This window comes from Campylobacter concisus (assembly GCF_902460545.1).
GTDB classification, from domain to species: domain Bacteria; phylum Campylobacterota; class Campylobacteria; order Campylobacterales; family Campylobacteraceae; genus Campylobacter_A; species Campylobacter_A concisus_AE.
Genome location: NZ_CABPUE010000011.1, coordinates 28,265 through 54,236, shown reverse-complemented (window position 1 = coordinate 54,236; position 25,972 = coordinate 28,265). Strand labels below are relative to the sequence as shown.

Genomic DNA, 25,972 nt, shown 5'->3' with positions numbered 1-25,972 from the left:
ATATATTTTTCTTGAAATTTATTCATTAATACTCTTTATGTAGATTTGATATTAACAATTTTAGTGTTTAAATCTTAAAGACAAAAAAGCTAGTGCAAAAATTATGGCTACTAAATCGATTAAATTTATACCGATTTTTAAATTATTTTAGTATTTTAGTAGATGATGCCACAAACAAATTTAATAAGCATTCTTATAAAATTGTTGTGACTATAAATTTATTCTTCAAATGCTCCGATAGAGAGAATTTTTTCTATTCTTTTTGCTACAAGATCATTTATATCAAGCTTTTCAAGCTCAGCTAGCTCTGAAATAAAATAATTTGCAAGTGCTTTTGCAGCACCATCTTTATCTCTATGGGCTCCATTTATCGGCTCATCTATAACAGCATCAATCAGTGATAGACTTTTTAAATCATCAGCTGTTATTTTCATAGATTTTGTAGCTTGTTCTTGTTTAGCTGGGTCATTCCAAAGTATTGCAGCACAGCCTTCTGGTGAAATAACTGAAAACACAGAATTTTTCATCATAGCAAGTCTATCAGCCACGCCTATAGCTAAAGCGCCACCACTTCCACCTTCGCCTATGACAACAGCAATTATTGGAGTTTTTAAATTTGCAAACTCAAACAAATTTCTAGCTATGGCTTCACTTTGTCCTCGCTCTTCAGCTCCAACACCTGGATATGCGCCTGGAGTGTCTATGAGAAATAAAATGGGTAGATTAAATTTCTCAGCCATTTTTGCAACTCTAAGAGCTTTGCGATAACCCTCAGGATGAGGCATGCCAAAATTTCTTCTTAATTTGTTTTTAGTGCCACGGCCTTTTTGCTCGCCTATAACGACAGTCTTTTTGCCTCCGATATAGCCGATGTAGCAAACTATCGCTGGATCATCTCGAAATGCTCTATCTCCATGAATCTCATATCCATCATTCAAAAACGCATTAATATAATCAATAGAATATGGTCTATCTGGATGACGAGCAAGTTGTAAACGTTGATATTCGTTTAAATTTTTATATACTTTTGATATCTCTTTGGATAAATTCTTATTTAAAATTTCAACAGCATGTTCATCGCCTCTGATCTTAGCATTTGCTATGTCTTCATCAATTTGCTTTATGCTCTTTTCAAAATCTAAATAATTTGACATCTTAATCCAACTTTTTAAATATCACGACACCATTCGTGCCGCCAAAGCCAAATGAGTTGCTCATAACAGCTTTTATATCAGCTTTTCTAGCTTTATTTGGAACGTAGTCTAGATCGCACTCCGGATCAGGAGTTTCGTAGTTTATCGTTGGAGGGATGATGCCGTCTCTCATTGCCATTATAGATATAACAGCCTCGATCGCACCAGCACCACCTAGACAGTGTCCGGTTTGACCTTTTGTTGAGCTAACTGGTGGACATTTGTCACCAAAAACTGCCTTTAATGCCGCAGTTTCATTCTTGTCATTTACAGGCGTTGAAGTACCATGTGCATTAACATAATCTATCTTTAAACCTTTTGCCATATCAAGCGCTTGTTTCATCGCACCCAATGGACCTTCAAGTGTTGGTGATGTGATATGGTGTGCATCTCCGCTCTCACCAAATCCAACTACTTCAGCATAAATTTTAGCACCTCTTGCAACAGCTGATTCATACTCTTCAAGCACAAGTGCACCAGCTCCTTCACCCATTACAAAACCATCACGATTTGCGTCAAATGGCCTCGACGCCTTACTTGGTTCATCATTTCTAGTTGAGAGAGCTTTCATTGCTGCAAAGCCGCCTATACCTACACCACAAATAGTAGACTCAGCACCGATAACTAGCATATTTGTAGCTTGACCGACCATTATACATTTTGCAGCTTGCGATATCGCATGAGTGCTTGCTGCACATGCTGTTACGCTAGACAAATTTGGACCCTTAAGTCCGTGATTTATAGAAACTATGCCACCTAGCATATTTACAAGTGCAGATGGGATGAAAAATGGCGAAATTCTCTTTACGCCTTTTTCAAAGTATGTAATTGAATTTTTTTCAATATTTGGCAAACCACCTATGCCAGCTGCCGAGCTAACGCCAAATTTATGAGCATCAAACTCTTTAAAATTCGCATCAGCCATAGCTTCATTAGATGCTTTTATGCCAAGCTGTATGAAACGATCTACTTTTTTCACCTCTTTGCCGTCTAAAATGCTATTTGGATCAAAATCAGTTATCTCGGCAGCAATTTTAACAGGAAAGTCACTTACATCAAAGCTCGTGATCTCTTTCACACCTGTTTTACCCTCGCAAATAGCCTTAAAAGAACTCTCTTTGTCAAGGCCAAGTGCGTTTATCATGCCTATACCAGTTACAACGACTCGTTTCAATACATCTCCTTAAATCAAACTGTGCAAATTTAAATTATTTGCCTAGTTTTTCTATATAATTTACAACGTCTTGAATGCTTATTAATTTCTCTGCTTCGCTATCAGGAATTTCTACTTCAAATTTCTCTTCTAAAGCCATAACTAGCTCTACAACGTCAAGTGAATCAGCGCCTAAATCCTCAATGATTTTAGACTCTAATTTTACTGCTTGTGGATCTACACTTAGTTGCTCTACAACTACGTCTCTTACGTCTTCAAATACTGCCATTTTAAGGTCTCCTTATAAAAAATGTCTGTTATCTTATAATATTTACGCTTTTATTTATTTTAAATTTCAAAACTTGTCTGAAATTTCATTACATATAAAGTCCGCCATTTATTTTAAGCGTCTCACCAGTTACGTAGCTTGCGTGATCGCTTAGTAAAAATGCAACCGCCTCAGCTACTTCACTAGCACTGCCGAAACGTTTTAGCGGGATATTATCACTATAAGTTTTTTTCACCTCATCACTTAGCCCATGTGTCATATCAGTCTCAATAAAGCCCGGAGTTACGCTATTAAAGCGTATATTTCTGCTTGCACCCTCTTTTGCAAAGCTCTTACTCATGGCGATTAGTCCGCCCTTACTGGCTGAATAATTCACCTGTCCAGCATTTCCCATCTCACCAACGATAGAAGCGACGTTTACGACCGCTCCAAAACGCTTTTTGCTCATCACTTTTAAGGCCTCTCTACATCCTATGAAAGCTGAAGTTAAATTTGCATTTATCACATCTGTAAATTCGCTAGTTTTCATGCGAAGCGCTAGTTTGTCATTTGTGATGCCGGCGTTATTTACAAGGTAGCTTAGCTCGCCGTCGCTATCAACTATCAAATTTATACCTTTTATAAACTCATCTTCGTCTGTTGCGTCAAATTTTATTACAGCAGCCTTGCCGCCATTTTGCTCGATCTCAGCCTGCAAAGCGTCTGCTATCTCAGGCTTTGAGCGGTAGTTTATCCACACTTTTAAGCCCATATTTGCAAGCGTCTTTGCGATCTGTGCGCCGATACCTCTACTTGCGCCTGTTATTAGTACGTTTTTTCCGCTAAATTTCATAAATTCTCCTTATTTTTTTCTAATTTTTCAACGATTGTAGCTTATATAAGCTTAACGTCTAAATTTTATCGTTTCTTTCCCACTTTATCTTTTTGCCGAAACCAAGAACATTACTTGTAAATTTTAGTTTTTCAAGGCTTATACACCAAATTTTTGGATCCATTGCTTTTGCATAAAAAAATCTTTTAAAGTAAATTTCTCGCTCACTTGCGCTAGCCTCGCTCATCACTCCTTGAAACTGTACGCCCTCTATCTTGCCAACGATCTTTGTATCAAGAGCGACCGTACCAGCAACAAGCTTTGAGTTTTTTAAAAATTTAACATGTGAGCTATCATCAGAGCTAGCTAACAAAAGGCTAAAATTTAGCTCATCAAAGGCGTAAAATGCGCTAAAAGCATAAGGCTGCCCCTCATCATCAATGGTGCAAACACTTGCAAGATGCATCTTTTTTAAAAATTTTACTATCCTCTCATCCATCTAAATTCCCCTAAAAATGTCAAGAATGGCTTGAAATTTAAAGATGACTATGGCGATTATTAGCACCCAAAGCGTAAAAATAATAAGCTCTATTAGAGTAAATTTATCTTTTGTAACTTTTTTAAAAACAAGCATCGTTAAAAATGCTCCTAAAAAGCCACCAATTAGCGAAAAATAGTGGATCGCATTAACCTTTACAAAGCTTGGCAAAAGCCCTTTAAAAAATAGCGAAAACATAAAAATTGAGAGTAGATTCGCAAGTATTAAATAATAGCCAACGACTGGTAAAACTGGGTAGAGCCTAGCAAAGCCAAAGCTTAAAACAGTGATAAGCATAAGCAAAAAGATCCTAGTCCCAAAACAACACATCGCCCGTCCTTTTTTGACGCATTTTACAAAATTTTGCTTTATGAAATTAAAAATTTGCCGATTTAGCACCAAAAGGATTTAAAAATGCAAACAAATTTTTACTCTCAAGGAAGCTACAACAACATGAGCTTTTCGATGAAGACTAGCTCAGGCGATGAGATAAGCTTTTCGATGTATGACAACAAAAGTTTGGAGTTTTCAAGCCAGAAAGATGGTACTTCAAGCCAAAGAAGTCTTACTCTCACGCACGAATACGGCTATGAGTTTTTATATAAAGGAAACGGCATAGACGAGCAAGATATGAAAGAGATCGAAGAGGCAATGAAGCAAATTCGCCCACAAGTTGATGAATTTATGAAAAACGTCAAAGAGGGCGACAAGATCGCGGGTAGCAGCCAAAGCATAAGCGATCTTTCAAACAAGATCAAGCAAATGCTGCCTGACGCAAAAGATCTAAATCACAAAAATTTCATAAATGACAATATGCTAAAGATGTTTGACGAACTTCTAGCTCAAAATAATGCAAATAAAAATCTACTAAGTGCTACAAAAAGGCTATTTGACACATTACTTGATGAGAGTAACAAAGTATCTTACTATGCGTAAATTTAGGGCCTTTTGGCTCTAAATTTTTATAAGTGCTTCTTTCTCAAAAAAGAGGTGTGACAAGACTATCACGAAATAAAGCTGAAAAAATAGTCCCACAAGCGGCACAAGCGAGATGAGATAAAACAAAAGTGTAAAAGCTATAAATTTTATCCCGCCACCTTCAAGCAGTGCTAGCTCAAATTTATCACTATCAAGAGTGTTTGAGCCAACGTCTATGAGTAAAAGCTTATAGTAGATGTAAAAAAATGGCACGTTGATGATGAAGAAATTTAAAACTGGCACAAACAAAAGTGGCAAGCAAACGAGCAAGATCCCAAGAAATTTCAAGATCTCAATCATCATCACCTTTAGCACTCTAGCCGTGCTAGCCTCGCTTTTAAGCACGTAGTTGTAGTGCCTTTTGTTTATCTCTTTGGCTACAACCGGCGTTAAAAAGCCAGCTACGATTAGAGCGATCACAATACTAATGATGACCGTTAAAAAGGTGCTTAAAACGTAAAAAAGTATGCCAACTATCCATTTTGTGGCACTAAAGCTTAAAATTTTAATAGCAATAAAAGAGAGCGCCGAGTTTGGCTCTAAAAAGGTAAAATTTTCGTTTTTGGCGCTATCACTTAAAAGATCAAATATCTCACCGCCGCTCCAGATCGTAAGCCACGTGAGACTAAAAATACTAAGACAAAGTGGCAAGATGGATAGCGCTATAAATTTGGCTGTAAAAAAATCTTTAAAGCCAAGGCGAAGAAGGTTTATCATTTCACCTTTTTATACTCGTGCTCAAGTGCTGCGTAAATTTCACCTATCTTACTAACGCCATTTGACAAAATTTCACTCATCACTTCGTTATCTTCGCGTCCGTTCCAATTTTTTTTATAGCTGCCTTCTTTGTAGCCATTATTTTGACGGAAGCGATTTAGCACGTTTTTAGCGATGTAGCACTCATAAAGCGAGTATAAATTTACTCCACATTTTAAAGACATAGAGAAGTAAATTTTTAAAATATCAAATATATCGTAGTCAAATCCGCTGCACTCATGTATAAGCATCTCAACGTCATTCATTATCTCATAAATGCTCTCGTCTTCGATCCTTAATGGCTCTTTGCAAAACTCACTAAAACCGCTTGATTGGCAAATATCATCGGCTAAAGTTTCTATATCTCCAAGCTGTTTTGATTTATAAATTTGCAGAGCCAGACTCATTATAAAGTGCCAAATATCAACAACTTCTATGCGTAAATTTTGCTCATCAGTCTTAGCATCTATGCTCTTCCAGTGTTTCCACGCAAAGCTATCAATCAGCTCAGCACACTCCATATATATGCAGCGCCTCCAGCTGATTAATTTATTTTTATTAGTATAACCATTTTCCCAGCCAAGCCCATTTGTCTCATCATTTAGACTTTGCTGCATCTTTAACATCTCTAAAATAATCGTTCTTTCATTCATTTTAGGCCTTTAAAAATTTTAAAGGATTATAACAAAAAATTATTAAATGCCACGAGGTAAGCTTGACTTAAATCATTTTATGTATAAAATTTAGGAGCTAAAATAGGCAAAAATTTCAAAGGAGAAAAAATGAGAGAAAAAGATCTAGTGGTTTGCAATGTTTGCGGACTAAAAAGCAGTGATGATACAAATGCAGTTTTTATCCACGCTCATAAAAATGGCGAAGAAGTTGATATCTGCACCAGTTGTGTTCCAAGCGTGATCCATGGCTCAGGTATGGTCGTAAAATCAAACGAAGAGATAAAGGCTGAAATTTAAGCTTTAGCTATCATTTGAGGATCTTGTCTTACAAGGTCTTCAAATTCTTCTGCACTCATAGGACGAGATAAAAAAAGTCCTTGCACTTCGTTACAATCAAGCTCTTTTAAGAAATGAATATCTTCTTCTTTTTCTACGCCTTTTGCGCCAACTTTTATCTTCATTGCCTTTGCTAAATCAATAATTGCAGATACGATTTGTGCATCTATTTTGCTATTTGATGCTTGAGCAACAAATTCACTCGCTATTTTTATACGCTTAACACCATATTTTCTAATATAAATAAATGAAGTATATCCAGAGCCAAAATTATCTATACAAACATCTATATTATTTTCTTTGAGAATAGAAAAAATTTTATCAAGCGTCTTAGAATTATTTGTCCATATTTCTTCGCCAAATTCTATTTCAAAAAGCCCTGGATTTATATGGTGTGAGCGTAAGCTAGAAACAAAGTCTAAAACAAATTTTTCTGATTTATTTTGAATCTGTGCAACATTTATACTTATTTTTGGTATCAAGAGTTTTTCTTTTTGCCATCTATCTACATACTCTATAGTCTTTGAAACCAAAAGCGAGCAAATATCATTTAAGATATCACTATTTACATTGACCTCTTTCATAAAATTGCTTGCTTCCATCAAGCCAAATTTTTCTGATTTCCAATATAAAAAAACCTCTGCGTAGATCATTTTTTCGATTTTTAGATCAAATATTGGTTGAAAATATGCATGAAGGTCTTCTTGCAAATTAGCTTTTTTAAGCGCGATCTCGATACTTGAGCTTAGGTGCATTTCATTGCTAATTTTATCGTTATAAACCATAGGATTTAAAGCTGGATTTTTTTTGGCGTAATACATTGCCATATCTGCATTTTTTATAATATTTCTTGGATTTGCCGTGCTATTTTTTGTTGCTACGTCTATGCCTATTATGCACTTAAGCCCAAAGTGATATCTATCTATTTGAATTGGTTTTTCAATAACATCTTTTAAGGCAATACCAAGATTTAAACGTTTTGTATGACTATTTATCTCCATTTTTGCTAGTACGATAAATTCGTCCGCACTAATCCTTGCTATGGCTTCTTGCCTATTGCAAACTTCAAGCATTCTCTTTGCAACTAATTTTAAAATTCTATCGCCTATTTCATGCCCGTAAGATGTATTTATGCTTTTAAAACGGCTTAAATTTATATAATAAACTGCGATTTCCTCATCTTCAGAAATGCTTTTACACATTCTTTCAAGCTCATTTACTATAAAATTTCTATTGCCAAGATCTGTCAAATAGTCTTTCTCAGACATATCTTGAAGTCTTAAATTTGCGAGCATAAGTTCATTGGTTCGCTCATGCATCGACTTTTCCATCTCTCTATGAAGATTTCTCTCATAATCTAATATTTTTCTACTTGCAATAGAGCTTTTAACATAGTAATTAACAATAGCATTTACAACTAAAACAAAAAGTGAGATGAGCGCACTAAAAGATGTTAGATCTTCTTGTAATAGCAAAGGTAAAACTATTATTATTGGTAGCCATTTTGATCCTATTGAGATATCTTTATCGGTATTTGTAACATACTCATTTTTAGCTTTTAAATGAAAAGCTCCTATCATCAAGAAGAAGAAAGGAACGATATATAAAAAATCTATTTTATGGCCAAAATTTACATTTGAGATCTGACTATAAAAAATAAATAAATTTAGCATCGTAAATAAAATACTAGCCGATATAAGGTAAAAGCCACTAATTTTTATATGAAGCAAGCTGCTTGTAAAAATCTCACTTAAAGTAATAAAAAGTATAAGAAAATTTATGACTACAATAGAGAGAAAAACGATATTTGATCTATTATTTATCATCGATAAGATATCTATTTCGTCAAAAATACCATATATTAAAATTACTATTAAAAAAAAGACACTTATGCTATCCATAATGATGGCTAATTTTTCTTGACTGGCTGCAAATTTTGAATACAAAAATATACTAACGCCAGCTAAAATAGATATCATCGGCAACATAAAAAACACATCAAGATACGCATAAGAACTATGAGCCCGCAATAGCACATCTTGATTTAACACCATTAATGCATCGCAAATAGACCATAAAAAAACACCAAAACATATTGCAAGCCAATGCGTTATTTTGGTTTTTACTTTATCCATTGAAGTATAAATGCCAAAAGTTATCATAAAGAAACTAAGCAAAATAGATATTTTTCCAATTAGATTATAGTCTAGTAAAGATGCTAATAGTGCAAATACGAATAGCGCTACAACTGCAACTAAGATCCATTTTCGCATGCCAGTTATAGATGATTTTGATATTAAAAAAATAGTGTCCCTCTCCTAAGAAATAGTCCAAATTATACAAAAATTGACTTTGCTTTTGGTTATAATTTCCCAAAAATTTTAAAATTCACAAAGGTATCTTATGAAGTGCAATATCGTCATAAATGGACAAAATTTAATAGATTATAAATCTTTTATCTTATTTTTCTCAAAGGCGGCAAGAAAGCAGTATTTTATAAACACATTTATGATATTTACTGAAGCCATCATAGCTGGTTTCGTTGCTGATATGCTATTAAAAAGTAAAATTTTTACTGTTATTGGAGCTGTTTTTGCTATATTTTGGATCATTTTTTATCCTATTTTTTTAAAAAGAAGTCGTATAGCTGCATTAAAGAGAATTGAAATTTCAGACGTTCAAAAGCAAATGAATTTTGAAGTAAATGAGAAATTTCTAGCTTATTATGAAAGCGAACCCAAAGAAAATGAAAAATTTGACCTAAATGAAGTTAGTGAAATTTATGAACTCAAAAATATTTTTATCGTTTTTTTAGAAGAAAAGATTCATCTAATAATCCCAAAAGATGAAGCTAGCTCAAAAATGATAAATGAGCTAGCTAAACTTTGCGATAAAGATATTTTGAAATTTGAAAATTTTAGTGCAAAGAGCGTGCTTAAATAGCGCTTATTATAAGCTTTTCAAAATCCTCTGCACTCATTGGCTTGCCCCAAAGATACCCTTGCACCTCATCACATCCAAGCTCTCTTAAAATTTCAAGCTGGGTTTCATCTTCGACGCCTTCAGCGATAGTCTTTAGCTCCACATTTTTAGCTAAAGCTATAACGCTTTTTACTACGTCTTTATCTATATCATTTATAGCAATATTATCTATCAGCTCTTTAGCGATCTTTAGGCGACTCATAGGATATTTTTTGATGTAACTCATCGATGAAAAACCTGTACCAAAATCATCTATAGAGATGCAAATTCCTCTATTTGAAAGCTCAGATAACACACTTTGCATCATCTCTTCGGCATTGACAAGGCTGGCCTCAGTGATCTCAACATCTACACAAGATGGATCGATGCCGTATCTATCTATATAGCTTAAAAATTTAGATGCAAAATTTATATTATCAATCTGTTTTGGCGAGATATTTATACCTATTTTTAGATTCATATTATATTTCTCATTCCAAAAGGCCATTTGTTTTATAGCATTTTTTGCCACCCATTTTCCTATCGCATTGATAATAGAGCTTTGTTCGGCTATTGGGATAAATTTTGATTGATCTACCGGACCTTTTATAGGAGAGTTCCACCTAACAAGAGCCTCTGCTCCTACTATTTTTTTACCTTCTATTAGATATTGGGGCTGAAATTTTAGCTCAAATTCTTCATCAAAGCTTATGCTATTTAGCAATATTTCTATGTAGTTTCTATCCTGAATAATGCTTTTTATATCACTATAAAAAACGTACTTTTCAGATGCATCTTTCTTTGCTGCTTCTAGTGCTGCTTCTGATTGCATGATAAAATCATCAGCCAAAATTTCACTAGTTTGTGTCGAGCTAATCCCTATTTTCGCATCAAGTACAATTTTATAATCATCTATAACGATTGGCTCTGAAATAGCTTTTAGTAGATAATGTAAAAATTCCCTGCAATGCACATTTTCATTTTGCTTGACAACAACGATAAAGTCATCTCCGCCAGATCTTGCAAATAAGGAATCGTTTGGTGGCAATATTGACTCAATATTTAAAGCGAACTTTGCTATTACATCATCGCCGATATAATGCCCATACGAGTCATTTATCGCTTTAAAATGGTTTATGTCAATACTATAAATATCTATCTTTTCGCCAAGCGCCTTTGACTTTATCATCTCTTCAAGCCTTGCGATAAAATACTGGCGATTTAGAGCATTTGTCAAATAATCATATTTACTGATCCTTTGTAGGTGCCTATTTGTCTCTTCAAGCTCTTTTACTTTACTTTCTATCTGATTATTTAACACTTTTTTGATATGTATTTCACGTTTAATTAAAATATCCATCTTTCTAACATTAGAAAATGTATAAGATAATGCTCCGTATGCAAGCAAAGTAACTAAAATAGAAAATAACCATGTCAAATTTATCTTCCAAGAGTACAAGATCATAATCGTCAAAAATACGGCGAAAACAAATAGCTTTTGTATTAAAATTTTATCAAAATCGTTTCTGAGTGCCCTAAATTTTAGATTTGCCTCACCCTCTCTTAAATGAAGTGTGGCAACAAACAACATAAAAAATGAACTCTTAAATACAATGTCGTATCCAGAAAAGGATATTTCATCTATCCAAAAATCCATTGTAGTGGTAAAAATGTCATAAGTGCTTATTACAATAAGCGCTATCAAGCATAAAAGTATAGATAGTCTTCTTTTTGAAAATTTAAGTGAAAAAAACGCAACAAATGAAGTACAAAACATAAATAAATCTATGGCGATGTAACTTAGATTAAAAAAATCTTTTTGGCTTAAAACTTGAGTTAAATTTCTATTAAAAATCATAAACCACATAAAGCTAAAATATATTGCGGAAATAGAAATTGAGTCCACAAATACTTGCATTAAAAATAAATTTTTCAAATTTTTGATCAAAATGTAAAAAGCGGAAAATGCAAACATAAAATATGAAACTACGTATGAGATTTGTATAAAATTGACTTTAGAAAGAAATTGTTTAAGAAAATCAACCTTATCATATAGCATCCACATAGTGTCTGATGCTACCCAACAAGTAAGGCCTAGTAATATATATATCCAATATGTTTTTAAATTTCTTGTCTCTTTTAGCTTTAAAAAGATAAATAATGTGATCATAAAATCAAATAGGGTAGTAATTATGTCTTCATAAAAACCACTAGCAATAAAATAACTAACAACATATACACAAAAAAGTATCAACATAAATAAAAAAGATACTTGATTTTCGTTGCTTATTTTACTTATCATGTTCCGTCTTTATATATCTTTCTCTGCCTTTTTGGCTAAACTTTGCCACCTTTGCCACTCACCACTATCAGCGACGTCGTTGCCGATAGCTTCATATCTAGCGTAAAAATGCTCAACAAATTTCTTACACTCTTCATCTTTTGGCAGATAGCTTAGTTCATCTTTTTGGCAAAATTTCTCCAAAAACGTGCTCGCATCATCTTTTTTAGCGTATGTTTGCGCTAGATCGTAGTAGTTTTCTAAGCAAATTTCTTTAAATTTAGCGTAAGCTTGCTCGCTCATATCTACGCTTAGCTTGCCGTCAAATTTAAGCACACCAGCCCTAAAAAGCAAACTAAGATGTATGAGTCCCTCGCAGTAATACGCCCTCACCTCATCGACCTTTCGCCACGCGATAAGCCCAACAGCACGGGCTATTAGCTCATGAAAGACGGCCATTTTATACTCCGCCTCTTCGTGCAAGAAAAAATTTACTAGTCCACCAGTTGTCGCCTTGTACTCTTCTATAAATTTAAAGACGCCGCTTTTATTCATGCTCATCTCAGTATCAAGTCCGATAAAGAGGATGTGTCCAAACTCATGACCGATTGTTGAGATTTCATAGACTTTTTTCCAAATTTTTGGCTTTAAAAATAAAATTTCCCTACCAAAATCCAAAAATTCCTTGCTAAAAATTTCAGCCCCAAGCTTCATAAATGGCTTTGCCTTTGCGCTTTCATAGACATGATTTACAAAGGCAAAAATTTTCTTGCCGCATTTTGCGCTAACGCTCTCATCGTTTGGCACGACCTGAGCGCTAAAAAGCCCGTTTAGCTCCGCGCCGTAATAGATCATCGGTACGCTTATATAAAGCTGCGTCCTAGCGATATTTTCGCTAACTGCCTTATTTGTCTCAGCGTTATCAAACTTGATCTTTTCGCAAACGCTCTTATAAGTTTTTGCCACTTTTTCTTTAAAATTATGCTCATCAATGCCCTCGCTATCAACCAGCCTGATATCCCACTCAAGCGCAACCGCGTGCGTGTAGGCATCCTCGTAGTACTCTAGAGGATGGCCTGGCTGAAGTGCGCCTTTTACATCCATCCACGCTATCTCAGCCTCTTGCCAAGCGTTTATCACCTTTGCATTGTCCTCTTCGCAAAAGGCGTTTTGTAGCTTTTCAAGGTATTTTACGTAAGATTTTTGCTCGTCGTTTTTGGCTAAATTTCTTAAAATTTTAAGGTTTTTTGCAAAGACTTTTTTAAGCTCTTTTACCTCATCTTTAAAGGCAAGTGCATAAGGCAAAAAGCTAAATTTCTCGCCCTCTTTTACTACCGCGCCATACGTTCTATCAGCCCTAGCGCCACTAGCGTCGCACTGAAATAAGCCGTTTTTAGTAATAAACCCATTTGCCTGGCTTAGATCTTTAAATTTAGCCTCAAACTCTTTGTTTGTAGTGTCAATAATACGATCCTGCCATGAAATTTGCCACGAATTTAGGCTTAGACCAAGCTCATGCATCGCCTGCACAAAGGCTTGGTTAAATGGATCTAAAATTTTCTCTTCTTTGGCCCTTTCTAAAAGCTTGGCGTGCAGATTTTCATATAAATTTCTAACGTAGCCATAGATCAAATTTAGCACTCGTTTTTGATCGCCTTCGCTTAAATTTAGCTTTTTTAGCTCATTTTGAAGCGGATCAACTTTAAGATCTACTATCCTTCTTGCAAGAGCTAGTTTCTGGCTTGGTGTGCCAGCAAGGCCGCAAATTTTAACAGCCTCGTTTATGATATCATCGTCTAAATTTTTATAAATAGCATTTAACTTATTTTTTTGCTCTTTTGTAAGCTCATTTAATCTTTTAAAATCGTTCATTTTTTCATCCCCTGAAGTTGCAAGATTTTAGCATAAAGCCTTAAAATTTGCTACAATCAACCAAAAATTTTAACATCTAAAAGGCAAAAAATGGATATTTTAAAGGATTTTGGTGAGCCGCGCATAAAACAAGTTATGTTGCCAAAAGATACAAACTCAGCTGGAAATATTTTTGGTGGCTGGATAATGAGTCAGATCGACCTTGCAGGTGCACAAGCTGCAAGAGAAATTTCTCCTGAACGCGTTGTGACGATCTCTATGAAAGAGATCATCTTTAAACAACCTGTCTTTGTTGGCGATGTGCTAAGCTGCTACGCTAAAATCATCTCCGTTGGCAAAACATCGATAACAACGCAAATAGAAGTAACCGCTCTTAGGCTAAATCCGGGCGGATATAGAGAAACTATACACGTTACAAGCGCTACCGCAACTTACGTAAGCGTAACGAAAGATGGACTTAAAAAGCCAATCGATGAGAAGCTAAAACAACTTCATGGATTTTAAAAATTTGGTTGCGATTTATGCAACCAAATTAAAAAATTAATACTACTTTTAAAAATTATTGAAATTCTTAAACTAAAAGCAATATTTTTCAACTTCTTTAAATGCTTTGTGAAGTAAAATCAGGCTCTATACATTTTTTGGGAGAAAAATGAAAAAATCACGTCTAGGTCTTTTGCAAACACAAATCACAAAGATCCTAACTCAAAATGAGCTTGATAAATTTGAGTACAAAGAGCTACCAAAAGCAAGCATCATCTACGCAGAAGAGATCAAGATCATCATCTTAAAAAGTGGCTGTGCAAAGCTCTCATTTTTTGAAGATGGAGAGGAATTTATCCTTTATCATTTGGAATCAAATAACATTGCTGTTCTTGATGATAATTGTGCTTTTGAAATTTTAGAAGACGCAAAAATTTACTCCATAAACTTAAGCGAAATAAGTGAAATTTTATCAAATTCAAATGTCGCAGATGAAATTTTAAAAGCTGTGCTAAATGCAGTGATCGTGCAACGCCAAATCATAAAATCCATACTTTTTGAAGATGCAAAAGGCAGGATTGCAAATTTTTTGATCGAGCTTGCAAAGGAGCAAGATCTAAAGCAAAATGGATATCACTACATATTTTTGCCATTTTCTCTAAAGGTGCTCTCAAGCTTTGTGGGGCTCAAACGACAAAGCGCTTCAACTGCTTTTAATGAGCTTATAAAAGATGACATCATAAGAAAGATCACACCACACGAGTTTTTAATAATTGATTATGAAAAACTTGAAAGTTACACAAACTAAAAATCAAAAATTTTTATAATGGCTAGCAAAGAGTAGCCTTAGAGGATTAGCCTTTGCCAAAAAGCAAAGACTAAAAATTTTTAAGCTTTTTTCTTCATATCGAATTTATTAGCCATAAAGCCAACTAAACCAACAAAGAAAAGTCCGCCGCAGATATTACCAAGTGTAACTGGAACTAAGTTTTTACCGATAAAATTTCCCCAGTTTAAAACTTCTAGCTTTTCAGCCGTGATGCCATGTCCTAGAGCTGCAGCAGCAGCAGCGATATCTCCGCCGTTTGCTGCTATATAGTGAGCTTTTGAGATGATGGCTTCAGTGATTATAAACATATTTGCCACGCAGTGCTCCATAGAGCAAGCTACAAACGCGCCGATCATCCACATAATGGCAAAGAATTTACCAGATAGATTGCTCTCACTTGTCGCAGTCCAAATAGACATACAAACAAAGACATTACAAAAAATTCCGCGGATAAATAGCTCATGAAATGGTGCTGTGATCTTGCCAATACCAGCTGGTATAAAGTGCTGCAAGATGTAGCCATCATACTTTAGTGGCAAGCCTGAGTAGTAGTACATATAAGCGATCAATGCGCCGCCAACGAAGTTAAATATCCAAACGATAGCCCAGTATCCGATAGTCTTACCTAGTTTTAGCTTTCCTTCATATGCGCTAACGCCACTTAAAACTGAGCTTGTAAAAAGATGTCCGCCATAAAAGACAACCATCATAAGACCACAGCTAAATGTGATACCGCCGATAAAATTTGAAAGACCAATAGACTGGTTTTCAGCCATACCAACTGTTGAGTGAGCCCAAAAAATATCACCCATAGCAATAGCAGCTCCAGCCATGATAGCAAGAAAAATAATACTAGTAAGCGGCATATGAGCCTTATGCTCCATAGAGCTTGAGACCGCTTGAGCGGTTTCTGCCGGATTTAACATCACATTCTCCTTTTTATTTTCAATCTCGCACATGAGCCAAGCTCATCTTTGCGACCAAAGTTTAACACTTTGCAAAATCACTAAAGTCAAATCACTGCTTGCGATTAAAAGCAAATTTTTGTCTTTAGCAACCAAAAGATTAAATTTAGCTATTTGCTAAATTTAACCGACTAAATTTTTATCAATCTCTACAATTCTTAAAAATGCTTTTCTTGCACTTTTTTTAGCCTGCTCGCTTAGTCCCTCTTCAAAATTTAAGACATTTTCGAGCAAAACGCTAATGCCAAGAAAAAGCGTCTTTGGGCAAATTTTACGCAAATAGCTTAAAAGCACTGGCGTTGGGAGGTTGTGAGTTGAGTAGATGTAGTCTCTATCGTCACTTAGGTCAAAAAACTCTATCTTATCCTCGTCAAAACCGCTCATCGCATCGACTACTATCAAGATATCAGGTGCAAATTCTCTAATAGCTGAGAATTCATTCTCAGGCACATCTTGCCCAAAAAAGACCTTCCACTCTTTTAGCTCAGCTTCTACGATGCGGCCGACTTCATTACCCACATCATCATCGCCACGCATAGGATTACCGATGCAAAGGATGGCTTTTTTCATCAAAAATCCTTCCTAAGCACGATATATCCCTCTTTTAAATTTGCCAAAATTTCTTTAAGCTTACACTCACAAAGCTGCGGCAAGAGTTTAGCGATATGCTCGGCAAAAATTTCAACTTCAAAATATTTGCTTAAATTTCCGATCTTAAATTTCACGTATTCGCCTGAGTTTTTGATCATCTCGTCAAATTCCTCATCGCTTAGCTCTAAAATTTTCTCGCTAAAATCAATCGTGCCAACGCCATGTCCCACGCAAGTGGAGAAAATTTTTATCTCCTTTAGCTCGCGTGGAAGCTTGTCGTTGTCGTCCATATGCCTTTTTGTAAGCTTATAAACTTGTATCATCTTTTACTCCAAACCTCGCTATCAACGTCTATCGCAAAGCTTTTATCAGCTTTTGCATATTTTAGATAGACATCATTATGCAAAAGCCCCATGCACTCAGCATATCTAGGATCTTCCTCTTTTTTAATAGCTGTAAGTACAGCCTCTCTTGAGATGCTTGGGTCATGGACATCTTTTGAACATTTGATAGCATTCATATATTTTTCAAAAAGGATTCTACCAAAGATATAGCTCATTAGCCTTCTGCTTTCAGCTTGCAAGTCACGCTCGAACAAGATATCGCCTATGACCGACTTCTCAACTGAAGGTGGCAATGTGTTATCTTCCTCATAGCTTTTTTTATGAAGTTTTTGATCGATGATACCAAGAGCCATGCCAAGGCCGTAAATAATGCTTGCTGGGTGTGGAGGACAGCCTGGGATATAGACATCGACTGGGATTATCTTATCGATGCCGCCCCAAACGCTATAAGCGTCGTGGAAAATTCCGCCACTGCTTCCGCACGCACCAAGAGCAACTACGATCTTAGGATCTGGAGTCGCTTCATAAGCACGAAGAAGCGGATAATACATCTGTCTTGTTACAGGACCAGTACAAAGCAAAATATCAGCGTGTCTTGGGTTTGCTACAAGTTTAAAACCAAAACGCTCAGGATCCCACATCGGTGTAATAGCTGCAAAAATTTCTATCTCACAGCCGTTACAGCTTCCGCAGTCGATCCTATAAACGCTAAAGCTTCTTTTGATATTTTTTAGATGCTCTAGCTTTGCAGTTAGATCATTTGCTGTTTTTATGTCCTCTGGGACTTGATATAGACTCATTTTATAGCCTCCTCAATGCCTTTTGTTAGCCTCTCAGCAGATTGATTTTTCTTGCACTCTGGGCAGATATAAAGGTAGTCTTTTGCCTCTTCAAGTCTGCCTGGGAGTAAATTTGCTGTGCCAAGCTTTTCAAGGGTGAAATTTATAAGCCTTTTTGGTGTAAATGGCTTGCCGCAGCATTTGCAAGTTTGCATCTCAAGCTCGCCTCTTTGTATAAGAGCACTCTTGTCAAATTTAACCGCAAGCTCAAAGCTATCGCTAAGTCTTACAGCTCCAGTTGGGCAAACCTCATCGCAGCGACCGCAAAATATGCAGCGCCCGCAGTCAAATTCCCAAACAAGCTTTGTTTGCTCCTCGTTCATCTTAAGCTCTATTGCGTTACTAGGGCAAGCGATACCGCAAGCTGCACAACCTATGCAAAGATCGTATGTATAGTTTGGCTGACCACGGAAATTTTCAGGAACAATATATGGCTCAAATGGATAGGCGTATGTCGCCTTTCCATATTTTTCTGTGATGTCAAATAACTTCATCATCTTAAATCCTTCTTACTAACCCCGCCATCTTGACAGAATTTTTTAAGGTCTTTCTCTGTTAAAATTTTGCTCTTTTTAGTCCTTACATCGACTAATGTAACACGCTCTGTACATGAGTAGCAAGGGTCAAGTGAGCAAACGATAAGCGCAGCGTCACTTATGTTGTTGCCTCTGAATTGATATCTTAGGCTTGGCCAGTTGTTATAAGTAGCCGCTCTACATCTCCAGCGATATACTTTTTGAGCACTGCCCTGCATGATCCAGTGAACATTCTCGCCACGTGGTGCTTCATCATGACCAAGTGCAAAATTTTCAGGTTTGATCATAGTCACAGGATCGATCATGATCGGAGTTTGAGGCATTAGCTCAAAGCATTGGCGGATGATGTGGATAGAGCTTTTTAGCTCTTTATATCTAACCATCTCACGAGCAAAAACGTCGCAACCATGCTCAACTGCTACTTCAAATTCTATCTGTTTAAAAAAGTCGTATGGGTGATCGTAGCGGTTATCGCGTTTAAAGCCAGAGCCTCTCATATTTGGACCAACTGGGCTAAAGTCACGTGCTATTTGGCGATCTAGAATACCTACACCTTTCCAGCGTCCGATTTGGCGTTTATCCTCCATAACTGCGTCCCAAATTTCTGAAATTTGAACGTCAAGTTTATTTATGATCTCGATGCCTTTTTTGATCTCGTGGCTTGTCATATCACGTCTTAAGCCGCCCATAACGACGTTACCGTATGTTTTACGTCCGCCAGTTACTAGCTGAGCTAGCTCCATAGAGTACTCACGAACCCTAAAGATGTGCATGAAAGCGTTGTAGTTACCAGTGACCTCACAAGCTAGACCGATATTTAAAAGGTGGCTGTGAAGACGCTCGATCTCAAGACAGATGACGCGTATAGCCTGAGCTCTTAGTGGAATTTCAAGCTTGATAGCTTTTTCTGCTGCTTCAATACAAGCGATAGCGTGAGCATAACCACAAATTCCACAAACGCGCTCTGCAAGATAGCCCATTTGATCATAGTTCATTCTGTTTTCAGCTAGCTTTTCCATACCGCGGTGTTGATAAAAGAGGCGGTAGTCAGCGTCGATGATCTCGTCGCCGTCACAGAAAAGTCTAAAGTGACCTGGCTCATCTGAAGTAATATGTAATGGTCCAAGTGGCACATCAACTACTGCATCACCTGTTGGAAACAAAAACTCAGAATCAGGCTCATCTCTATGGTCAACTGGATCAGGGCGGTAGCGATAATCCATCGCATCTTTTCTAAGTGGATGAAGTCCATCTGGCCAGTCATCACTTAAAACTAGACGCCTTTTATCAGGCAAACCTTCGGCTACCAAACCAAACATATCATAAGCTTCTCTTTCGTACCAAACACAAGCTGGCACTAGCGGAGTAACAGATGGGAATGTCGGATCGCTTCCTGGGATAAGAGTTTTAACAGTGATAAAGCACTTGTCCTCAGGCGCAAAGTCGTCCGCCTCAGTCATCTTGCTACCTTCCATTGAAAGAGCATAATAAAGAGCAAAGCTGCCATTTATCTGGCGCTCGTCATTTGGTATCATAGTGCTTATAAAGCCGCCGATATCATAGTAAAGCGTTTTAACAGCTAGTGGAAGATCATTTCTATCAACCAAAACTGTGATCTGATCGTCTGCTTGACGAGTTACTTCTAAAATTTTTACCTTTGTTTTTAGGATTTCAACAAATTTATCGCCTCTCATTTTAAAGCTCCCATCATTATATTAACACCGTTATTTACTAGCGTATAAAAGCTATCTACGTGCCATACGCCAAAGATTATGATAAGGGCACAGAGTGCTATAAGAGGTAAATTTTCAAATAAACTCATCTCTTTATTATGAACAACCACACCTTTTGGCTCGCCAAAGCTTGCCATGTTAAAGTGCGCAAAGTCAGCTATGAAAATAACTGCAAGTGCAATAGCAAATAGCGCAACTGCGATGTATTGACCGCTTGTGATAGCTCCTACAAAGACGTTATATTCACTAACAAATATAGCAAATGCTGGAACACCAACTAGTGAGCAAACAGCCGCGCCAAACATTATAGTGGTGATCGGAGCGATCTTAACCATGCCGCCCATCTTACTCATATCTTTGTGGCCATAAATTCTTGCTATATTGCCTGTTGAGCAAAACGCAAGAGCTTTAGTAAAGCTGTGAGCCAAGCAGTGAAATATCGCTGCAAATAGACCAAATTTACCGCCAACACCAAGTGCAAATGCGATAACACCCATGTGAACGATTGAGTGATATGCAAACATTCTTTTTACGTTGTGTTGTCTGATTAGGAAAAATCCCGCTACAAAAAGAGTGATAGTTCCTGAAACGATCATTATGCCCTCAACAAAGCTAAATCCAACAGCTTGAGCTGTGATAGCGTAGTATCTTAAAAGTGCTAGCATCGCACATTTTAAAAGTACGCCTGAAAGCAAAGCTGAGATAGGCGCTGGACCTTCAGCGTGAACATCTGGTAGCCAAGTATGAGTTGGCGCAAGACCAGCTTTTGTACCAAAACCAATTAGAGCAAATACAAAGATAAGTTTTGCTGCATCTGGGTTTAAATTTTTAGCATTTGCCATTATGCTTGAAAATAGCATAGAAGCTTCGCCATCTCCTAGAGTGCTAAATGTGGCTGAATATAAAAGAACAGTCGCATAAAGTGCAAATGCTAGACCGATTGAGCAAAGAACAATGTATTTGTAACCACTCTCTGTTGATTTTTGATCTTTGTGGATAGCGACCAAAAATACTGAAGCAAGAGTTGTTGCCTCGATAGCTGCCCACATAAACGCAACGTTGTTGCAAATAACGCTTAAAGTCATTGTAAAGATAAATACATGGCTTAGTGCATAATATTTTTTAAGATCGCTTAAGTGGATGTGTCCATCTTCAAGCTCCCATCTCATGTAGTGGATAGAGTAGAAATTTACTATAAATCCAGTTACAGCGATAAGCACCAAGAAAACACAGCCTAAGCTATCTAAAAACAAAAATTTATCAAAACTATAAAAAGTTCCGCTACTTAAGACTTTAAGAACATTGTTAAGTAAAGCCACCGATGTCGCAGCAGAAAACAAAACGTGAAGTCCGCTTAATACCGCATAATTTTTAGGACTCAAAAACAAGACCAAAGCACCAAGGAGCGGTAAGATAAGTATTAAAGCTAAACTATCCATCTCTAACCCCTTAAATTTGAAGCTTTAGAAGTATCTAAGCTATCATAAGCTTTATAAAATCTAATCGCTAAGACGCTCATGATGATAACGGCAAATATCGCATCTGTTAAAATTCCAAGCTCGACTAACTCATGTGAGTTATAAGCCATTAGAGCAAGGCTTAGGTGGATACCATTTTCAAACAAGCAGTAAGCTAGAATTTGTTTTATAAATGAGTTTCTTAGCATGAAGCCAAAAATTCCCATCATAAAGACCGTTCCAGCTGCGATTAGCATGATCTCTTCTTTGATAAGAGAGAATTTTAAAAATATAGGGTGGATACTCATTGAAAGAGCTAGAGAAAATCCCATAGCAATAACAGGACTTACAAAAAATCCACCAACTGGCTCATCTTCGCTAACTACGCCAAGTTTTTTGATAAGCCAGAATAAAATTCCTGGCACAAGTAAAACTTTGGTAAAAAAGGCAACGATCGCCCAAGTTTTGAGCTGCTCGGCGTTAAATTTCTCAGATAACAAGAAAAATATACTAACTAAAAGTAGTGTCTCAATCGCATAAGCGATGATTGAGAGTTTTAAGCTTCTAAGACCAAAAACCGCAAGCGAAGTTACGATCATGCAAATGGCTAAAATATCAAGTGTTTGCATCTCACACTCCTACTACATAAAGTGTTAGTGCAACAAACGAGATAGCAAGTGCACCAAGTGCATTTTTGCGTAAAGATGAAGTCATTTTAAAGCGTGGACCAAAGTTGTCTATAAAGACAGCCGCTACGTAAAATACTCCAGTTTTTATCACAAAAACGATAATAGCTAAGAAAGGATTACTAAAATTCCATGGCTCAAATATAGTTAGGAAAAGTCCGATCATAGCAAACTGTTTTAATATAAGTGATGCTTGAACTAAACCAAGGTCGCTACCTGCATACTCGCCAAGCAATCCTTCTTGAAGCTCTTGCTCAGCTTCAGCTACGTCAAATGGTTTTCTGCCGGTCTCAACGTACATGCACCATAAAAATGCGATAGAAGCTACGGCAAAGCTTGGGATTTGATATCCGATAACACCGGTTTTTACCATCTCTTGGATCTCAATTAAATTTGATGTTTTAGCTGCAAGCATAACTACGATTAGGCACATGATCATAACTGGCTCGACATATACGCCTAGCATTTGCTCCCTGCCGCCGCCTGTTGCTGCAAATGGGTTGCCGCTATCCATTGAAGCTGCACCAAATACAAATCTAAGCAATGCGCCAAGATAAAGGATCACAAATATATCTGAATATGCTCCAAAAACAGTATCTTTGCTATATGTTATAGGTATAGCAGCTAGTACTGCAGCTGAAGTTGCAAAAAGGAAAAATGGAGCCCATCTAAATACCCAGTGAGAGCACTCAGGGACGGTTCTTCCTCTTCTAAAGAGTTTTATAATATCGCGATATGTTTGAAAGAAATCGCTACCTTGTTTTGATTGAAGTCTAGCTCTTAGTTTTCTTGCCATACCATCAAACAAAGGAGCTACCAAAACGATAACGACTACTTGAAATATCATTAAAAGTATAGTTTGCATTTTCGTCTCCTAAACTAAAAAGTAGCCCACAGCAAGTATGGCACATAAATAAACTAGAATATAAAGTGTATATATGTTTGTATATCCGCTTTGAACAATGCCTAGTTTATCGGCAAATTTCATACACCATTTAATGACTGGCTCATAAAACATTCCCCACCAGATATCTTTTGGATGGTTGTGATATTCAACCGCGTCAAAATAATTTCTAGTAACGATCTTTTTATCAGCTCTAAATAGCCATTGCATAATTTTTCTAAGGTCGCCAGTGAATGGGCCACCTGTCATTTGCATACGTGAGCTATATTTAAAGCCGCATGCCCAAGGATCAGTCTCGCGTGGTTTATCTCTATTTGCTTTCATAACAGCAAGGATGATAAATGGTAAAATCATAGTCGCACATAAAACTAAAGCGATAAGCGGAGTTGAGATCATACTGCCTATAGGTGAAGTTACATTTATAGCACCAAGGCTGGCTTTATAGTCGCTTATAGCGATAGAATTTACAGCTTGCATGATGTAATCAACTATGTAGTTTGCGCCAAGGCCAAAGCCAACGCAGCCTATCATTAGGATGATCATGCCAAGAACCATGCCTATTGGACTCTCTTTAGCATTTTCCCAAATTTTTTGATCTCTTGGAGTACCTGCAAAGATAACAGCGTAAAGTTTTAAGTGCATACCGACCAAAACGCCAGTTAGCGCAAGAGCTACGACGCCAAGCGTAAATGCATATCTAACTAATGTTCCCTCGCCCATCGCACCTTGAAGCATACCTTGATATGTAAACCACTCTGAAACAAAGCCATTTACTGGAGGCAAAGCTGCAATACCCATGATACCTATAAACATACCAAGGCTTGTCCATGGCATCTTTTTAGCAAGACCACCAAGGATGTCCATATTTTGCGTATGAGTAGCGTGGATGACTGATCCAGCGCAAAGGAAAAGCAAACCTTTAAATATAGCGTGGTTAACTACGTGGTAGCAACCTGCTAGAAAACCTACTGCTGCAAGTGTTAAATTTCCAGCTGCAACGCCATAAATTCCTGTGCCAAGACCTAGCAAGATGATGCCTATGTTCTCAACTGAGTGATAAGCAAGCAAGGCCTTAAAGTCGTGTTGGCAAAGAGCGTATAAAACACCAAATAGTGAGCTAGCTGCACCAAGAGCAAGTATAGTAAGTCCAAAATATGTGCTAAGTGGCAAGTAAAGTGTAAATTTAACTAATGTAAATAGAGCAACTTTAATCATAACGCCTGACATAAGGGCTGAAACGTTTGATGGGGCTGCTGGGTGAGCTTGTGGAAGCCAAACGTGAAATGGCCACATACCAGCTTTACTACCAAAGCCGACCAAAAATAGTGCAAATACAGCAGCAGAAGCGCCAAATGGCATCTTAACGCCCATAAATGCACTAAAGTCAAAGCTTCCTGCATAGTAGGCTGTGATAAGCAAACCACAGGTGATACAAAATGCACCGATTTGTGCGATGCCAAGATATACCATAACCGCTTTAAGTGTATTTTTACCATCATTGACGATGATAAGAAATGATGAAATAAGAGTCATAAGCTCCCATAAAACAACAAAGCAAAATACATTATCAGCGCTAATTACTAGAAGCATTGAGAGTATAAAAGTATTAAACAAACATGCAAATACGCCAATGTTTGCTTTTTTGATGTACTCATCTGCATAGCTCATACCATAAACGCTGCTTGCAAATCCGATGAAAACAACAACAAAGCTAAAGAAATTTCCAAGTGGATTTAGCGCAAATTTTGGCGAATACAAAAAGCCATCCATAAGGGCAAAGCTATCGCTTACTCCCATATTTGCAACAAAGTGACACATCGCGTAAAAACAGCTTAAAGCGCTTAGTCCAAAACCAACCTTTACAGCGGCCTTTGGAGCACAATAAAGCAAGATGCTAACGACGGCACTTACAAGAAATAGCATATAAACCGTAGTCATCTTATGCTCCTTGTCCGTTTAAAATTTTAGTAGCAAATTTATTCGCTGCTTCATAGTCTATCCTCTTGCCAAGTTTATGTTTGCCTTCTTCTGGATCAATCATAACAAGAGCACTCGTTGGACAGACATCAACGCAAGCTGGTCCATTTTCACGACCAAAGCACATATCGCATTTAACAGCGATATTTTTTGCACCCGATTGTGACTCTATCTCAAGGTTGTACTTTGGCTCGACAGCATAATTTACTGAAGGCATAAGCTCTGCACTTGAGCTTATCGCACCGTAAGGACAAGCGATCGTGCACATCTTACAGCCTATACAAATTTCCTCGTGAAGCTCGATGCAATTATCATTAAATCGCAATGCCCCAGTTGGACACACATTCGCACAAGGACCATCGTCGCATTGTCTGCACTGAGTTGGCATAACGCCAGTAGCTTCTCTTAGCACACTTAGCCTTGCACGTGACAGCTTGCCGCGTTCATAAGCGCTCTTAAAACATGCAGCCATGCAGGTCGCACATCCTATACAGCGTTTATAATCGGCAATCACAAATTTATGTTTTTTCATAAATTCCTCCCATTAAACAAGGCTAAACTGCCCTGCTCACTTTTAAAGTGATGGTTAGTCACCAAAATAGAGATAGTTAAATTTTTATTTAATATCTCAAACGCTCCTTCCTAATTTTTGTAATAATTCTATAACTTACAATGAATAAATTCCGTCATCTATCTGACAAATTTTGTATTTTTAGAATTAAATTTTTATTTTATATATTTTTAAGATTATCTATTTAATATCGATTTTTAGGTATATTTATTTGC

27 protein-coding genes are annotated in these 25,972 nt (G+C 36.8%); 5 read left to right on the top strand and 22 right to left on the bottom strand.

Annotation, left to right across the window (positions count from 1 at the left end):
• Window positions 1-218 precede the first annotated feature (218 nt).
• The 6 genes from accA to FZ949_RS08330 form a co-directional block, all read right to left on the bottom strand.
• Complete coding sequence (accA, locus tag FZ949_RS08355; RefSeq protein ID WP_103579775.1) at window positions 219-1,154, bottom strand: acetyl-CoA carboxylase carboxyl transferase subunit alpha; 936 nt, start codon at window positions 1,152-1,154, stop codon at window positions 219-221.
• Between the two features lies 1 nt (window position 1,155).
• Entirely contained in the window at window positions 1,156-2,367 is a 1,212-nt protein-coding gene (locus FZ949_RS08350; protein WP_148790338.1) for a beta-ketoacyl-ACP synthase II, read from the bottom strand.
• 34 nt (window positions 2,368-2,401) lie between these two features.
• Window positions 2,402-2,635, bottom strand: coding sequence for an acyl carrier protein (acpP, locus tag FZ949_RS08345; protein ID WP_021091725.1), 234 nt, complete (start codon window positions 2,633-2,635; stop codon window positions 2,402-2,404).
• Between the two features lie 88 nt (window positions 2,636-2,723).
• A complete protein-coding gene (gene fabG, locus FZ949_RS08340) occupies window positions 2,724-3,467 on the bottom strand; it encodes a 3-oxoacyl-ACP reductase FabG (protein ID WP_021083753.1) in 744 nt (247 codons plus the stop codon).
• 58 nt (window positions 3,468-3,525) lie between these two features.
• The gene (locus FZ949_RS08335; protein ID WP_103579773.1) at window positions 3,526-3,945 is read right to left on the bottom strand and encodes a pyridoxamine 5'-phosphate oxidase family protein; all 420 of its coding nucleotides are present in this window, start codon (window positions 3,943-3,945) and stop codon (window positions 3,526-3,528) included.
• Window positions 3,946-4,314, bottom strand: a complete 369-nt coding sequence (locus FZ949_RS08330) for an L-arabinose ABC transporter (RefSeq protein WP_258033393.1) — start codon at window positions 4,312-4,314, stop codon at window positions 3,946-3,948.
• 84 nt (window positions 4,315-4,398) lie between these two features.
• On the opposite strand from FZ949_RS08330, the gene FZ949_RS08325 reads away from it, so the two are divergent.
• Window positions 4,399-4,920 (top strand): ATP/GTP-binding protein, encoded by a 522-nt coding sequence (locus tag FZ949_RS08325; protein WP_103579772.1) that lies wholly within the window; start codon window positions 4,399-4,401, stop codon window positions 4,918-4,920.
• An 18-nt stretch (window positions 4,921-4,938) separates the two neighbouring features.
• Here the strand turns inward: FZ949_RS08325 and FZ949_RS08320 are convergent, their stop codons facing one another.
• Both FZ949_RS08320 and dut read right to left on the bottom strand, forming a co-directional pair.
• On the bottom strand, window positions 4,939-5,679 hold the full coding sequence (locus FZ949_RS08320; RefSeq protein WP_103579771.1) for an EI24 domain-containing protein: 741 nt from the start codon (window positions 5,677-5,679) through the stop codon (window positions 4,939-4,941).
• Window positions 5,676-6,371 carry a dUTPase gene (dut, locus tag FZ949_RS08315; protein WP_103579770.1) on the bottom strand — a complete coding sequence of 232 codons (696 nt, stop codon included), beginning with the start codon at window positions 6,369-6,371 and terminating at the stop codon, window positions 5,676-5,678. Before dut ends, FZ949_RS08320 begins: the two co-directional genes overlap by 4 nt.
• A 129-nt stretch (window positions 6,372-6,500) precedes the next feature.
• On the opposite strand from dut, the gene FZ949_RS08310 reads away from it, so the two are divergent.
• Window positions 6,501-6,689: a hypothetical protein gene (locus FZ949_RS08310; RefSeq protein ID WP_021091806.1), complete on the top strand. Its 189-nt coding sequence runs from the start codon at window positions 6,501-6,503 to the stop codon at window positions 6,687-6,689.
• Here the strand turns inward: FZ949_RS08310 and FZ949_RS08305 are convergent.
• Window positions 6,686-8,764 (bottom strand): bifunctional diguanylate cyclase/phosphodiesterase, encoded by a 2,079-nt coding sequence (locus FZ949_RS08305; RefSeq protein ID WP_262367796.1) that lies wholly within the window; start codon window positions 8,762-8,764, stop codon window positions 6,686-6,688. The genes FZ949_RS08310 and FZ949_RS08305 overlap by 4 nt on opposite strands.
• Before the next feature lie 367 nt (window positions 8,765-9,131).
• Between FZ949_RS08305 and FZ949_RS08300 the strand changes: the two genes are divergently transcribed.
• Window positions 9,132-9,671: a hypothetical protein gene (locus tag FZ949_RS08300; RefSeq protein WP_107953960.1), complete on the top strand. Its 540-nt coding sequence runs from the start codon at window positions 9,132-9,134 to the stop codon at window positions 9,669-9,671.
• Here the strand turns inward: FZ949_RS08300 and FZ949_RS08295 are convergent.
• Together FZ949_RS08295 and ciaB are read right to left on the bottom strand one after the other, a co-directional pair.
• On the bottom strand, window positions 9,664-11,280 hold the full coding sequence (locus FZ949_RS08295; RefSeq protein ID WP_262367794.1) for a putative bifunctional diguanylate cyclase/phosphodiesterase: 1,617 nt from the start codon (window positions 11,278-11,280) through the stop codon (window positions 9,664-9,666). The two genes, FZ949_RS08300 and FZ949_RS08295, sit on opposite strands and share 8 nt — an antisense overlap.
• A 720-nt stretch (window positions 11,281-12,000) precedes the next feature.
• A complete protein-coding gene (ciaB, locus tag FZ949_RS08290; RefSeq protein ID WP_103580683.1) occupies window positions 12,001-13,842 on the bottom strand; it encodes an invasion protein CiaB in 1,842 nt (613 codons plus the stop codon).
• 90 nt (window positions 13,843-13,932) lie between these two features.
• Here ciaB and FZ949_RS08285 point away from each other — a divergent pair, with 90 nt between their 5' ends.
• Window positions 13,933-14,346: an acyl-CoA thioesterase gene (locus FZ949_RS08285; RefSeq protein WP_021091795.1), complete on the top strand. Its 414-nt coding sequence runs from the start codon at window positions 13,933-13,935 to the stop codon at window positions 14,344-14,346.
• A 148-nt stretch (window positions 14,347-14,494) separates the two neighbouring features.
• On the top strand, window positions 14,495-15,133 hold the full coding sequence (locus FZ949_RS08280; protein ID WP_103580451.1) for a Crp/Fnr family transcriptional regulator: 639 nt from the start codon (window positions 14,495-14,497) through the stop codon (window positions 15,131-15,133).
• A gap of 80 nt (window positions 15,134-15,213) precedes the next feature.
• Here the strand turns inward: FZ949_RS08280 and FZ949_RS08275 are convergent, their stop codons facing one another.
• The 11 genes from FZ949_RS08275 to FZ949_RS08225 form a co-directional block, all read right to left on the bottom strand.
• Window positions 15,214-16,080 (bottom strand): formate/nitrite transporter family protein, encoded by an 867-nt coding sequence (locus FZ949_RS08275; protein WP_072594540.1) that lies wholly within the window; start codon window positions 16,078-16,080, stop codon window positions 15,214-15,216.
• A 162-nt stretch (window positions 16,081-16,242) separates the two neighbouring features.
• A complete protein-coding gene (locus FZ949_RS08270; RefSeq protein WP_021091859.1) occupies window positions 16,243-16,689 on the bottom strand; it encodes a hydrogenase 3 maturation endopeptidase HyCI in 447 nt (148 codons plus the stop codon).
• Window positions 16,689-17,033 carry a formate hydrogenlyase maturation HycH family protein gene (locus tag FZ949_RS08265; RefSeq protein ID WP_021091884.1) on the bottom strand — a complete coding sequence of 115 codons (345 nt, stop codon included), beginning with the start codon at window positions 17,031-17,033 and terminating at the stop codon, window positions 16,689-16,691. Before FZ949_RS08265 ends, FZ949_RS08270 begins: the two co-directional genes overlap by 1 nt.
• Complete coding sequence (locus FZ949_RS08260) at window positions 17,030-17,854, bottom strand: NADH-quinone oxidoreductase subunit B family protein (RefSeq protein WP_021091627.1); 825 nt, start codon at window positions 17,852-17,854, stop codon at window positions 17,030-17,032. Before FZ949_RS08260 ends, FZ949_RS08265 begins: the two co-directional genes overlap by 4 nt.
• Window positions 17,851-18,390, bottom strand: a complete 540-nt coding sequence (locus FZ949_RS08255; protein WP_054197155.1) for a formate hydrogenlyase complex iron-sulfur subunit — start codon at window positions 18,388-18,390, stop codon at window positions 17,851-17,853. Before FZ949_RS08255 ends, FZ949_RS08260 begins: the two co-directional genes overlap by 4 nt.
• Window positions 18,387-20,123 (bottom strand): hydrogenase large subunit, encoded by a 1,737-nt coding sequence (locus FZ949_RS08250; RefSeq protein ID WP_148790335.1) that lies wholly within the window; start codon window positions 20,121-20,123, stop codon window positions 18,387-18,389. The genes FZ949_RS08255 and FZ949_RS08250 overlap by 4 nt, the downstream gene beginning before the upstream one ends.
• Window positions 20,120-21,601: a hydrogenase 4 subunit F gene (locus FZ949_RS08245; RefSeq protein WP_087584171.1), complete on the bottom strand. Its 1,482-nt coding sequence runs from the start codon at window positions 21,599-21,601 to the stop codon at window positions 20,120-20,122. The genes FZ949_RS08250 and FZ949_RS08245 overlap by 4 nt, the downstream gene beginning before the upstream one ends.
• Window positions 21,602-21,603: 2 nt before the next feature.
• On the bottom strand, window positions 21,604-22,248 hold the full coding sequence (gene hyfE, locus FZ949_RS08240; RefSeq protein WP_072594544.1) for a hydrogenase 4 membrane subunit: 645 nt from the start codon (window positions 22,246-22,248) through the stop codon (window positions 21,604-21,606).
• Window position 22,249: 1 nt separating this feature from the next.
• Window positions 22,250-23,170, bottom strand: a complete 921-nt coding sequence (locus FZ949_RS08235) for a respiratory chain complex I subunit 1 family protein (RefSeq protein ID WP_084041928.1) — start codon at window positions 23,168-23,170, stop codon at window positions 22,250-22,252.
• 9 nt (window positions 23,171-23,179) lie between these two features.
• The gene (locus FZ949_RS08230; protein ID WP_148790334.1) at window positions 23,180-25,147 is read right to left on the bottom strand and encodes a proton-conducting transporter transmembrane domain-containing protein; all 1,968 of its coding nucleotides are present in this window, start codon (window positions 25,145-25,147) and stop codon (window positions 23,180-23,182) included.
• Window position 25,148: 1 nt separating this feature from the next.
• On the bottom strand, window positions 25,149-25,718 hold the full coding sequence (locus FZ949_RS08225) for a 4Fe-4S dicluster domain-containing protein (protein WP_021091760.1): 570 nt from the start codon (window positions 25,716-25,718) through the stop codon (window positions 25,149-25,151).
• Window positions 25,719-25,972 lie beyond the last annotated feature (254 nt).